General features: G+C 65.1%; 12 protein-coding genes. 6 read left to right on the forward strand and 6 right to left on the reverse strand.

Annotation, left to right across the window (positions count from 1 at the left end):
* Positions 1-94: 94 nt before the first annotated feature.
* From RBJ75_RS15590 to RBJ75_RS15605, 4 genes are read left to right on the forward strand one after another with little or no spacing between them, the layout of a single operon-like run.
* Positions 95-265 carry a hemin uptake protein HemP gene (locus RBJ75_RS15590; protein ID WP_234707389.1) on the forward strand — a complete coding sequence of 57 codons (171 nt, stop codon included), beginning with the start codon at positions 95-97 and terminating at the stop codon, positions 263-265.
* Positions 262-1254: a hemin ABC transporter substrate-binding protein gene (locus RBJ75_RS15595; protein ID WP_080900997.1), complete on the forward strand. Its 993-nt coding sequence runs from the start codon at positions 262-264 to the stop codon at positions 1252-1254. The genes RBJ75_RS15590 and RBJ75_RS15595 overlap by 4 nt, the downstream gene beginning before the upstream one ends.
* Positions 1251-2348: a FecCD family ABC transporter permease gene (locus tag RBJ75_RS15600; protein WP_044410003.1), complete on the forward strand. Its 1098-nt coding sequence runs from the start codon at positions 1251-1253 to the stop codon at positions 2346-2348. Before RBJ75_RS15595 ends, RBJ75_RS15600 begins: the two co-directional genes overlap by 4 nt.
* Complete coding sequence (locus RBJ75_RS15605; RefSeq protein WP_044410000.1) at positions 2345-3139, forward strand: heme ABC transporter ATP-binding protein; 795 nt, start codon at positions 2345-2347, stop codon at positions 3137-3139. The genes RBJ75_RS15600 and RBJ75_RS15605 overlap by 4 nt, the downstream gene beginning before the upstream one ends.
* Positions 3140-3150: 11 nt before the next feature.
* Here RBJ75_RS15605 and RBJ75_RS15610 read toward each other — a convergent pair whose 3' ends face one another.
* The 6 genes from RBJ75_RS15610 to RBJ75_RS15635 all read right to left on the reverse strand — a co-directional run bounded on the left by RBJ75_RS15610 (position 3151) and on the right by RBJ75_RS15635 (position 9104).
* Positions 3151-3969: a phosphodiesterase gene (locus RBJ75_RS15610; RefSeq protein ID WP_044409997.1), complete on the reverse strand. Its 819-nt coding sequence runs from the start codon at positions 3967-3969 to the stop codon at positions 3151-3153.
* A complete protein-coding gene (locus tag RBJ75_RS15615; RefSeq protein ID WP_044409994.1) occupies positions 3966-4790 on the reverse strand; it encodes a phosphodiesterase in 825 nt (274 codons plus the stop codon). The genes RBJ75_RS15610 and RBJ75_RS15615 overlap by 4 nt, the downstream gene beginning before the upstream one ends.
* Before the next feature lie 76 nt (positions 4791-4866).
* A complete protein-coding gene (locus RBJ75_RS15620; protein WP_044409991.1) occupies positions 4867-6147 on the reverse strand; it encodes an ABC transporter substrate-binding protein in 1281 nt (426 codons plus the stop codon).
* A gap of 32 nt (positions 6148-6179) precedes the next feature.
* Positions 6180-7016 (reverse strand): carbohydrate ABC transporter permease, encoded by an 837-nt coding sequence (locus RBJ75_RS15625; protein WP_044415377.1) that lies wholly within the window; start codon positions 7014-7016, stop codon positions 6180-6182.
* A complete protein-coding gene (locus RBJ75_RS15630; protein ID WP_044415375.1) occupies positions 7013-7957 on the reverse strand; it encodes a carbohydrate ABC transporter permease in 945 nt (314 codons plus the stop codon). The genes RBJ75_RS15625 and RBJ75_RS15630 overlap by 4 nt, the downstream gene beginning before the upstream one ends.
* A complete protein-coding gene (locus tag RBJ75_RS15635; protein WP_044415373.1) occupies positions 7950-9104 on the reverse strand; it encodes an ABC transporter ATP-binding protein in 1155 nt (384 codons plus the stop codon). The genes RBJ75_RS15630 and RBJ75_RS15635 overlap by 8 nt, the downstream gene beginning before the upstream one ends.
* Before the next feature lie 335 nt (positions 9105-9439).
* Between RBJ75_RS15635 and RBJ75_RS15640 the strand changes: the two genes are divergently transcribed.
* Both RBJ75_RS15640 and ilvD read left to right on the forward strand, forming a co-directional pair.
* The gene (locus RBJ75_RS15640; protein WP_234707491.1) at positions 9440-10276 is read left to right on the forward strand and encodes a LysR family transcriptional regulator; all 837 of its coding nucleotides are present in this window, start codon (positions 9440-9442) and stop codon (positions 10274-10276) included.
* Between the two features lie 230 nt (positions 10277-10506).
* Positions 10507-12345: a dihydroxy-acid dehydratase gene (gene ilvD / locus RBJ75_RS15645; RefSeq protein ID WP_044415369.1), complete on the forward strand. Its 1839-nt coding sequence runs from the start codon at positions 10507-10509 to the stop codon at positions 12343-12345.
* Positions 12346-12555 lie beyond the last annotated feature (210 nt).

The raw sequence follows: 12555 nt of genomic DNA on the forward strand, positions 1-12555 counted from the left end.
GATTGCCTATACTGCGCTGAACTATCTAGATCAGGATCGCAACACATCCGGGGCGCTATTTATAATGACGACAGATTTTTCAGATGACCAAGCAATGCCGGCGTCGCCGGCGGCAATCTCCCCCGAACGCCTGGTCAATGTCAGCGGCAACCGGATCGACAGCCGCAATCTGTTCTCGACCGAGCGCGAAATCATCATCGCGCATGGCGACGATACTTACCGGCTGCGCCTCACCTCCCAGAACAAGCTGATACTGACCAAATGACCCGCTCGGCTCCCCGCTATCACCCTCGTCATAGCCGTCGCGCCCGATTTGCTGCGCCAGTCGCCGCGATACTTTGCTGCCTCACCTTGCCCGGCGCCAGCCTCGCCGGCGCGCTCGTGGTCCACGACGCCCGCGGCCGCGACGTCGCGATCGAGAATCCGTCGCGGACGGTTTCGATCGGCGGCGCCATCACCGAGATTCTCTATGATCTCGGGCTCGAGAAGCGGATCGTCGGCGTCGACACCACCAGCACATTTCCGGCCGCCGCGCTCGGCGACAAACCCGGCGTCGGCTATCTGCGGCAATTGTCGCCGGAAGGCGTGGTCGGCCTCAACCCGACGCTGATCCTGGCGATGCAGGGCGCCGGCCCGCCGGAAACCATGGCGATCCTCGACGCCGCGAAGATCCCGCTGGTGCTGGTGCCGGAGACATTTTCCGAACAGGGCCTGCTCGACAAGATCGATCTGGTCGGCCGCGCGATGGGCGCCGATGCCGGCGCGGCCTGCCTGGGCGCCGCGGTGACCAGCGATCTTGCGCAATTGCGGGAACTACGCGCGAAGGTGACCAAGCCGGTGCGGGTGATGTTCGTGATGTCGCTGGTCAATGGCCGGGCGATGGTGGCCGGCCGCCACACCGCGGCCGACGAGATCATACGGATGTCCGGCGCCGTCAATGCGATCGACGGCTATGACGGCTACAAGATGATCAATGACGAGGCGATCGTCGCGGCGAAGCCCGACTGGGTGCTGTCGATCGAGCGCGGCAAGGAGTCGCTGGCCGCCGAGGCGATCTACCAGCACCCGGCCTTCGCGATGACCAAGGTCGCGAGCGACAAGACATTCGTCGCGATGGACGGGTTGTACCTGCTCGGCTTCGGCCCGCGGACGGCGGCGGCGGCGCGCGACGTCGCGATCCGGCTCTATCCACAGCTTGCAACCGAGGCCGACCGCTTCAAATCCGCCGTGCTGGCGGCGAACTGCCGGCAATGAGCGCGATCGAGGCCGGATCGCGCGACCGGGTTCATCGCCGGTGGCGCGCTGCGCGGCCGTCGTCGATGCTGATCATCGGCGCGCTGTCGGCGGCGTTGCTCGGCAGCGTGATCGTCGCCCTGACGGTCGGCGCCGCCGGGATCCCGCTGGCGCGATTGCCGGCCGCGCTCGGCCTTGCGGCTCATGGCGATAGCGCCGCCGTGCTGGCGCGCGATCAATTGGTGCTGTGGTCGATCCGGATTCCACGCATCGTCGCGGCCGGCATGGTGGGCAGCCTGCTGGCGGTCGCCGGCGCCTTGATGCAGGGCCTGTTCCGCAATCCGCTCGCCGATCCGGCGCTGGTCGGCGTCGCCAGCGGCGGCGCCTTCGCGGCGGCGGCATCGATCGTGGTGATGGACAGCGCGCTCGTCGTCCATCTGCGCTTCATGCAGAATGAGTTGCTGCCGATCGCGGCCTTTGCCGGCTCGCTGCTGACCACCATGGTGCTGTACTGGATCGCCAGCCGCGCGGGCCGCACCTCGATCGCGCTGTTCCTGCTGGCGGGACTTGCGATCGCCGCGATCGCCAATGCGGGAATCGGCATGCTGGTGTTCGTCGCCGACGACCGTCAGCTGCGCGACATCACTTTCTGGATGCTGGGCTCGCTGAGCGGCGCGACCTGGGCCAAGACCACGACCATCGCGCCGGTGCTGGCGATCGCCCTGCTGGTCTGCGCGATGATCGCGCGGCGGCTCGATCTGCTGGTGCTTGGCGAATCCGAAGCGTTTCACAGCGGCGTCGATGTCGAGCGGCTGAAACGGATCGCGATCGTGCTGGTCTCGGCGATGACCGGCGTCGCGGTGTCGATCTGCGGCGTCATCGGCTTCATCGGCATCATCACCCCGCATCTGTTGCGGCTGCTGATCGGCCCGTCGCACCGGCTGCTGCTGCCGGCCTCGGCCTTTGTCGGCGCGATCCTGCTGATCGGCGCCGATACGCTGGCGCGAACCATCGTGGCGCCGGCCGAAATGCCGATCGGGATTCTGACCGCGGCAATCGGCGCGCCGTTCTTTCTGGCGATGCTGCTGCGGCAGCGCGGGCTGATCGGGCTGTGAGCGCGGTACTGCAGGCCGAGGCGGTGTCATTCGCGATCGGCGGCGCGACGCTGGTCGACCGCGTCGATCTGCGGATCGAAAGCGGCGAGATCGTCGCCATCGCCGGACCGAACGGCGCCGGCAAATCAACCCTGCTGCGGCTGTTGTCCGGCGATCTGCGCGCCAGCCACGGCGCGATCAGGCTGCACGGCCACGATCTGTACGACTACGCGCCGCGCGAGCTGGCGCTCCGCCGCGCGATGCTGTCGCAGCACGTCAATGTCAGCTTTCCTTTCACCGTCGAGGAGATCGTCGCGATGGGCGCCGGCGATCGCGACGGGCCGGCGGCACAACCGCTGATCGAGGCGGCATTGCACGAAGTCGGACTGGCCGATTTTCGCCGCCGCAAACTGCCGACGCTGTCGGGCGGCGAGCAGCAGCGCGCGCATTTCGCCCGCGTGCTGGTGCAACTGGCTTGCGGCGAGGCCGAGCACGGCCCGGCGCTGCTGCTGCTCGACGAGCCGACCTCGAGTCTCGACCTGCGGCATCAGATCGATCTGGTCGAGACCGCGCGCCGCCGCGCCCAAAACGGCACCGCGGTGATCGCGATCCTGCACGATCTCAATCTGGCGATGCGCTTCGCCGACCGCATCGTGCTATTGCACCACGGCGCGCTGGCCGGCGACGGCCCTCCGCGCGACACCGTCACCGCCGATATGGTGCGGCGGGTGTTCGAGGTCGACGCCGCTATCCAATTCACCGACGCCGGCGTGCCTTTCATGCTGCCGCAGACGATGCGGCCAAGCGGCTGATGCCAGGCGAATCAGGCCTGGTTCAGCGCCGCCTGGTCCTGCAGCGAGAACGCTGGACCGTCATACAGGAACGAGCACTGGTGAATCACGATGCGGTCGCCGCTCACGGTGACGTGGGAATAATCCGGCGGCTCGTGCGAGCCGGGGATATAGCCCTCGGCCTCGAGATCGAACGCCACCTGATGCGCCAGCGCGCGCTGGATGTGAAACGGAATGCCGCGCCAGGCGCCGGCGATCGGGCGGTGCAGATGGCCCATGAACAGATAATCGGGCTTGCGCGTTCGCGCGATCACCTCCCATTCGGCCTGCGGATTGGTGAGCCTGATCGTATCCATATAGCGCAGCCCGGTATCGAACGGCGGATGATGCTGGAACAGCAGCAATGGACGATCCGCCGGCGCGGAAGCGAGCGCGTGCTCGAGGAAGGCCAGTCGCGCCTCGCACAATAGGCCCGCATGGTTCGGCGCTTCCTCGTCCAGCGTATCGAGCGTGACGATGGTCGCGGCATCGAACACCTGGACGCATTGCACGAAGCCGGCAGCGTCGCGCGCGACGCCGGGAAAGTGCCGGCTGAACAGATCACGGCGATCGTGATTGCCCATCATCAGGATGCTCGGTGCTTCCAGCCGTCCCAGCACGGTGGCGAGCTGGCCATAGGCGGCGTCCTCGCCCCAATGCGCCAGATCGCCGGTGACGATGACAAAAGCGATGTCGGGATGGCTGGCGTTGATCTTCTCAACAGCGGCAGCGAGCCGCTCGGCCGGGTCGAGCCCGTAGATCTTGCGGCCGGGCGGCACGAAATGGGTATCGGTCAGGATCACGAAGTTCATCGCGCCATGGTCTCCCGGTCCCAGGCCTTGTAGTCGGGCGAGCCTTCGACCCGGATCGCGCCGGTGTAGCCGAACTCGACCATATGCACCGTGACATAGTCCGGCTCGAAGAACGCCACTCCGTAGGATTCCGGCAGATCGGATGCGCTCAGCATCGCGGTCTCGGCAAACAGTGGATAGCTCGCATGATTGGTGCCGCGCAGCGACGACACCGGCACGCCCGCGACCGAGCCGGCCAGCGGCAGATGGCAATGTCCGAAAAAAATGTGCAGGATCTTGTCGCGATGGCGGCCGACGATGGCGCGAAACGCCACGTCGTCGCGCAACCGGATCTGATCCAGCGGTCCCAGGTGGATCGGCATCGGATTGTGATGCATGAACAGCAGGAACGGGCCGTCATGTTCGGCCAGCCGTTGTTCCAGCCATGCCTGCCGCGCCGCGCAATAATGACCCGCATGGGTGCCGGGCTGCGCCGTATCGAGCAACAGACAGCGGCCGGCGCTGGTGTCATGCACGCCCTGGACGTGGCCATCCGGCGCGGCCAATTCGGGAAACACCTCAAGAAAGGCGGCGCGGTTATCGTGATTGCCGATGCACAGCCGGGTCGCGAGCGGAACGGTTGCGAGCCGCGCCTTCAGCCAGCGATAATCTTCGACATCGCCCCAGTCCGACAGGTCGCCGGTGATCACCATCAATTCGGCGTCCGCATGATCCTTGATGGCGTGATGCAATGCGCGTTCGAAATTGGCGCGCGGGTCGCGGCCGCCGATCGTGGCGCCCGGCGTGGTCAGATGGATATCGCTGAGATGGATGAGCTTCATCTTGGTCCTTGCATGAGCGGCCGCGGAGCGCTGCTGCGCTCCGCGGTGGTGATCGTTCCGTGGCGACTGAGGCGCGTTAGTGCGCCGCACCGGCGGTCTGCGGCAGCAGCTTTTGAACGTCGGACGCCATGTCGGCGAGCACGGCTTCCGGCTCCTTGGCGCGGGCGCCGGAGACGATGCTGTTGAGATGGTCCTTGAGCACGTCGGTGATCTTCAGACCGTTCTGGCCGGGGAAGGCATACCATTTGGTCAGCAGCGGCAGCTGGCTGACGGCGGTGTAGTTGTTCGGGTTCTTGACGTAGAAATCCTTGAGATAGACCTCGTTCGCGAGTTTGTTCGGCGGCATGTAGCCGGTGGTCTGGGCCACGATCGCCGCGCCTTTCGGGCCGGTCCAGAACTTCACCACTTCCCAGGCCGCGTCGCGCTTGGCCTTGTCCTTGGCGAGGATCATCATCACATTGCCGCCGGCCGGCAGCCGGCCATTGGGCGAGACCACATCCGGGAAGGGCAGAGTCTTCAGTTCGAACTTGCCGCCGATCATCTCGGTGGTCTTGTGCAGGTCCGAGGTCGAGGTGATGTGGAAGCCGGTATGGCCAGCGGCGAAGGTCGCCCGCATCGACGGCTGGTCGAGATTCGGCATGCCGCCTTCGGTCACCAGCTTCGCCAGCATGTTGATGGCAAATTTGCCCTCGGGGCCGTCGAACGCCACCTTGGTCTCGTCGGCATTGAGCATGGTGCCGCCGCGCGCGAACACCGGGGCCTGCCACAGCCAGTTGCCGGTGATGTCCCACGCATAGGTGACGCCGTTCATGTCGGGACCGAGCGCCTTGATCTTCTTGGCCATCGCGATCAGCCCGTCCCAGGTCTTGGGCAGATTCGCCGGATCGCCACCGACCTTCTTCACCAGATCGACATTGACGTAGACTATCGGCAGCGAGATCGCGAAGGGCAGCGCGTAGACCTTGCCGCTGGCGGTGCCGATATCGAACATCGCCTGATGGAAGCCCTGCTTGTCGAAATCCTTCTCGGCGGCGATATAGCCATCGAGCGGCGCCGGAATGTTCTTGTCGACCAGCACGCGGACGCGATTGAGGCCTTGGAAGGTGATATCGGGCATCTGGCCCGTCACCGCCTCGCGCAGCACCTTCTGCGAGGCGTCCTCGTAGGAATCATAGGCAGAGCGCATCGTCACCTTGATCTCGGGATGGACCTTGGCGAATTCCGCGGCGATCTGCTTGTGGGTTTCGGTGAACAGCTCCGCATAGGGATACTGGATCACGATCTCGGTCTTGGTCTGGGCTTGCGCGGTTCCCGCTACGAGCGCGATGGCTGCGGCGGCGATGCATGTTTTCAACATTGACGTCTCCTGGTGGGTGGGGAAGCGGTGGCTCACTTGATGCCGGTCATGGTGATGCCCTCGATGAACCGGCGCTGGGCGAGGAGGAAGGCGATGACCAGCGGCGCGATCACGACCATCGCCGCCGCCATCAGCGGCCCGTAATCGGTGCCGGCCTCGTTGTTGCGGAAGATCGCGACGCCGAGCGGCGGCGTGCGCAGCTCATTGCTGTTGAGCACGATCAGCGGCCAGAAATAATCGTTCCAATGCGCCACGACCGAGAAGATGCCGAACGCCGTGACCGCCGGAATCGCGGTCGGCAGCATCACCCGCCAGACGATGCCGAATTCGGAAATGCCGTCCATCCGCGCCGCGTCGATCAGATCGTCGGGCACGGTCTTGAAGAACTGCCGCATCAGGAAGATGCCGAACACCGAGATCGAGAACGGCAGGATCAGCGCCGCATAGCTGTCGAGCAGGCCGAGCTGGTGCAGCAGCAGGAATATCGGGATCGCGGTGGCCTGCGGCGGGATCAGGATGCAGAACACCACCAGGGCGAACAGCAGGTCGCGGCCAAGAAAGCGCAGCTTCGCCAGCGCATAGGCCGCCGGCAACGCGACCAAGAGCTGCAGGGTGAAGATCGACGCCGTGACGATCACGCCGTTGAGCAAGAATCGCCACAGATCGGCCTTGGCGAAGGCGGTGCGCAGATTGTCCCACAGCGCGAAATGCTCGGGGATCAGATGCAGATCGCTGGTGAAGATCTCGGTCTGCGGCTTCGACGCGGTCGAGATCATCCAGATAAAAGGCATCAGGATCACCAGCGCGCCGGCGATCAGCACGACGTGGCGGGCCACGACCCAGAGTGGAAAACGTCCGTGCAAGGTCATGCGTAGTGCACTCCGCGGTTGAGCCGCGCCTTCAGCAGCGTCAGCGCCAGCACGAACACCAGAAAGACCACGGTGAGCGCCGCGCCGTAGCCGGAGCGGAAGAACTCGAAGCTTTCGGTGTACATGGTGTAGATCAGCACCTCGGAGGATTTTGAAGGTCCGCCCTTGGTCAGCACCTGCACGGTGTCGAATACCTGGAACGAGCGGATGCTGCTGATCACCACCACGAAGGCGGTGACCGGCCCCAGCAGCGGCCAGGTCACCAGCCGGAACCGGGACCAGGCGCCGGACGCGCCGTCGATCTCGGCGGCGTCGTAGAGCTGCTTGGGGATCGACACCAGGCCGGCCAGGAACAGCACCATGTTGAAGCCTACGGCCTGCCAGATTCCGATCGCGCACAGCGAATACAGGGCATAGTTGCGGTCCTGCAGCCAGCTATGGCCCTGCAGGCCGATGCTGTGCAGCAGCCCGTTGATCAGGCCGAATTGCGGATGCAGCATGAACTCCCAGACGATCGCCATCGCGATCAGCGTCGCCATCACCGGGAGAAAGTAGATGGTGCGATACCAGCTGCGCAGGCTGCTGCCGCTCTGGATCAGCAGCGCAATGCCGAGCCCCAGCGCCACCGAGCCGGGCACCACGATGACCACATAGGTCAGGGTGTTGCGCAGCGAAATCCAGAACACCCGGTCGGCCATCATCTGGCGATAATTGTCGAGCCCGATCCATGAAAACGACGGCGCGCCGAGCTGGTAATCGGTGAACGACAGCGCCAGCACCGCCACCAGCGGCCCGATCAGAATAATCAGCATCAGCGTCGCGGCCGGCGCGACCAACGCCTGCGCGGTCAATGCCGTGCGGGCGCGGTGGCTGCGCGGGCGTTGCACGGCGGTCGATTGGTCCTGCGCGGCGGCGCCGATCCTGATCGCGATATCAGACATGGGCATGCTCCCGCGGCTGCACGGCCTGATGCCGGCTGGTGGTCTCGATGCGTTTGCCGCCGGCGTCGAAGGCGCGCACCGCGTCGGCGGCGAAGCCGAAATCGATCGCCGCGCCGATCGCCGGCAGCTGGCGCGGGTCGTCGATCCGCGCCACCAGCGGGATCGCCATGCCGTCGCAGCCGATATGCACGAAGGCTTCGGCGCCCATATTCTCCAGATGCGTGACGGTGCCGGAAAACGCACCGCCGCCAAGGTTGACGCGCTCGGGCCGCACGCAGATTCGGCAGGCGCCCGCACCCGCGGCGGCTGACAATGCGAGCGGGCGGCCGAGCGCTTCGACGCCGCGATCGGCACGGACCGCGCCCGGCAGCACGTTGATCTTCGGACTGCCGACGAATTCCGCGACCCGGATATCGCGCGGATTGTCGTAGACATCGGCGGGCTTGCCGACCTGCACCAGATGGCCCTCGATCATCACGGCGATGCGGCCCGACATGGTCATGGCCTCGGCCTGATCGTGGGTGACATAGACGAAGGTGGTTTTGAGGCGGCGGTGTAACTGGGCGATCTCGGCGCGCATATGGACGCGCAGCTTGGCGTCGAGATTCGACAGCGGCTCGTCGAACAGGAACGCCTTGGGCTGGCGCACGATGGCGCGGCCGACGGCGACGCGCTGACGCTGGCCGCCGGACAATTGTCCGGGCTTGCGGCTGAGCAGCGGCGCGATTTCCAGCAGCGCCGCGACCCGTTCGACATCCTCGCGAATGCCGCGCTCGGCTCGGTTGCGGTTCGGCATCAGCCGGCCCAGCAGCGGCAGCCGCTGCGCCGCCGACAGCCGGCGCATCCGCAGCGGCACCGCGATATTGTCGAACACGCTGAGATGCGGATACAGCGCATAGGATTGGAACACCATCGCCAGGTTGCGCGCGCTGGGACGGACATGGTCGACCGCCTCGCCATCGATCCGGACGCCGCCGGAGCTTTGCGTCTCCAGCCCGGCGATGATCCGCAGCAAGGTCGACTTGCCGCAGCCCGAAGGCCCGACCAGCGAGATGAACTCGCCGGGCTCGATCCTGAGATCGACGCCCTTCAGGACATCGATTCTGTCGAAGGATTTTCGAATTGCGCTGAGTTCGATTGCCGCCATCTGGTTTGATCCCTCATCCGCAATGCAACGGGGCGAGGAATACCGGCGGCGTTTAACAGTCACATTACATTCAAAGGATTGTCCTATGCTGATCACAGCACTTGCCTTTGCGAGCAGCACGACCACGATGCGCGCAGTTGCAGGACGCTAATCGTTGCAACTACACAATCAAGCGAGCGTGCAGGGCGCCCCAGATTGCTTCGCAGTCGAACGGCGATCCGCGCCGCTTTCGGCTCGCCATGATCACCTCAAGTAACGATGTGCCCAGCTGGAATTTTCAAACAGGCCCTGACGATTGAATCGATATGGCACTGACGTCGTCGCGGATACGCGCCGTGAATGCGGTGTTTGAAACCGGCAGTTTTGCTGCCGCGGCAAAGAGCCTCGGCGTCGCGCAGCCGTCGGTGGCGCAGCTGGTGCGCGATCTCGAGGCGGCGTTCGGCGTCAGCCTGTTCGATCGCCACGGCCAGAGCCTGGTGGCGACGCAGCTGTGCCGGCAGCTTTATGCGTCGACCAGCCGGATCCAGGCGATGGAGGCCGACGCGATCGCGATCCTGCAGCAACGCGAGGAACTGGCGGGCGGCGAGTTGCTGGTCGGGCTCGGCAATGCGATGCCGGGAATGGCGCTGATCTCATCGTTCAAATCGCTCTATCCGAAGATTCAGGTGCGCATCGAGATCGGCAACTGGTCCGACATTGTCGGCGCCGTGGTCGACCGCCGCGTCGACGTCGCGGTGCTGCCGGACGTGCCGCAGGATCGCCGGTTTCGCAGCGAGGTCTGCCTCAGCCAGCGCGTCGTCGCCATCTGCCATCCGAAACATCCGCTCAATCGCCGTGAGCCGGTGTCGATCGCCAAGCTGATGAAATACCCGCTGGTGTTCCGGACACGGCACTCCTCGACCCAGCGCGTCGTCGACAAGACGTTTCGCAGCCTCGGCCTGCAGCCGGAACCGGCGATCGTGGTCAATACCCGCGAGGGGATGCTGGAGGCGGTCGCCAATCAGTTGGGTGTCGGTTTCATCTGGGAACACGGCTCCAGCCGCGCCGACAGGATCGCGCGCATTGTCGTGACCGAGATGGATGTCGAACTGCCGGAATATATTTTCTCTCTGCTTGGCACCAAGGGCAGGCTGGTCGAACTGTTCTTCCAGGCGCGAAATTTATCGCCTTAGCGCGATCGCCCGCGCCCGCGCCTTCATCCAAGCGGAACCGGGACCAGGCCGCCGCCTGATCGCGGTGCAACATTGGGTCGGCGCCGAAAACGGCGCCGTGCGGCGCTTATAACGGCCATCAACGGCCGCGCCGCGATGATTTGGGCCACCGTTTTTGCACAGCTCTGGACCGAAACCGGCTAATATGCTCTTGAAACACCGACTATGTTGCTAACCTTCGAGGAATTGCCATGCCCGCCTATCGCTCCCGGACTTCGACCCACGGCCGCAACATGGCGGGTGCCCGCGGCCTGTGGCGCGCGACTGGCATGAAGGATGGCGATTTCGGCAAGCCGATCATCGCGGTGGTCAATTCCTTCACCCAATTCGTGCCCGGCCATGTGCATCTGAAGGATCTCGGCCAATTGGTCGCCCGCGAGATCGAGAAGGCCGGCGGCGTCGCCAAGGAATTCAACACCATCGCGGTCGATGACGGCATCGCGATGGGCCATGACGGCATGCTGTATTCGCTGCCGTCGCGCGAGCTGATCGCCGACAGCGTCGAATACATGGTCAACGCGCATTGCGCCGACGCCATGGTGTGCATCTCCAATTGCGACAAGATCACGCCCGGGATGCTGATGGCCTCGCTGCGGGTCAACATCCCGACCATCTTCGTCTCCGGCGGCCCGATGGAGTCCGGCAAGGTCACGATCAACGGCAAGGCCCGCTCGGTCGACCTGATCGACGCCATGGTGGCGGCGGCCGACGACACCGTCAGCGACGCCGACGTCGCGGTGATGGAACGCTCGGCCTGCCCGACCTGCGGCTCCTGCTCCGGCATGTTCACCGCCAATTCGATGAACTGCCTGACCGAGGCGCTCGGCCTGGCGCTGCCCGGCAACGGCTCGGTGCTCGCCACCCATGCCGACCGCAAGCAATTATTCGTCGAGGCCGGCCATCTGATCGTCGATCTGGCGCGGCGCTATTACGAGCAGGACGACGAATCGGCGCTGCCGCGCAAGATCGCCAGCTTCAAGGCGTTCGAGAACGCGATGACGCTCGACATCGCGATGGGTGGCTCGACCAATACGGTGCTGCATCTGCTTGCGGCAGCCTATGAGGGCGAGATCCCCTTTACCATGCAGGACATCGACCGGCTGTCGCGCCGGGTGCCGGTGCTGTGCAAGGTGGCGCCGTCGGTGCCCGACGTGCATCTGGAAGACGTCCATCGCGCCGGCGGCGTGATGGCGATCCTCGGCGAGCTCGATCGCGGCAAGCTGCTCAATTCCGAATTGCCGACCGTGCACAGCACGTCGATGACCGAAGCGCTGAACCGCTGGGACATCCGCCGCACCCAGAGCGACAGCGTGCGCAAATTCTATCGCGCCGCGCCCGGCAATGTGCCGACCCAGCAGGCCTTCAGCCAGGAGCTGCGGTTCGACGAAGTGGACACCGACCGCGAAACCGGCTGCATCCGCGATGTCGAACATGCATTCTCGAAGGATGGCGGGCTCGCGGTGCTGAGCGGCAATCTCGCGATCGACGGCTGCATCGTCAAAACCGCCGGCGTCGACGCCAGCGTGCTGAAATTCGAAGGGCCGGTGAAGCTCTACGAAAGCCAGGACGCCGCGGTGCAGGGCATCCTGACCGGCAAGGTCGTGGCCGGCGACGTCGTGGTGATCCGTTATGAGGGCCCGCGCGGCGGCCCCGGCATGCAGGAAATGCTGTATCCGACCAGCTACATCAAATCCAAGGGCCTCGGAAAGGCCTGCGCGCTGGTGACCGATGGCCGGTTCTCGGGGGGCACCTCCGGCCTGTCGATCGGCCACGTCTCGCCGGAAGCGGCCGAAGGCGGTTTGATCGGTCTCGTGGAAGAAGGCGACCGCATCAATATCGACATCCCGAACCGCTCGATCGAGCTGCTGGTCGACGACACCGTGTTGGCCACCCGCCGCGCCGCGATGGACGCGCGCAGCGATGCCTGGAAGCCGGGCAAGCGCAGCCGCAAGGTGTCGATGGCGCTCAAGGCCTATGCGGCGATGACCACCAGCGCCGCCCGCGGCGCGGTGCGCATCGTCAAGGAATAGGCTTCGCACGCCAGACCGGCTCACCGCTGAGTCTATTGACCTCTCCCATCGACAGAAATCGGGATGACGCCTCAACGCAAAAACGCCGCATCCAATTGGATGCGGCGTTCTTTTTTGGATTGCGGCGCAATTCGGCCGAGGGATTTGGTCCATCGGTGACGGCCTTTTGGTATCGAATAGGAATCCGCGGTCGCGAGACGGCTACCGGGC

Source organism: Rhodopseudomonas sp. BAL398, assembly GCF_033001325.1.
In the GTDB taxonomy this organism is placed as follows: Bacteria; Pseudomonadota; Alphaproteobacteria; order Rhizobiales; family Xanthobacteraceae; genus JARJEH01.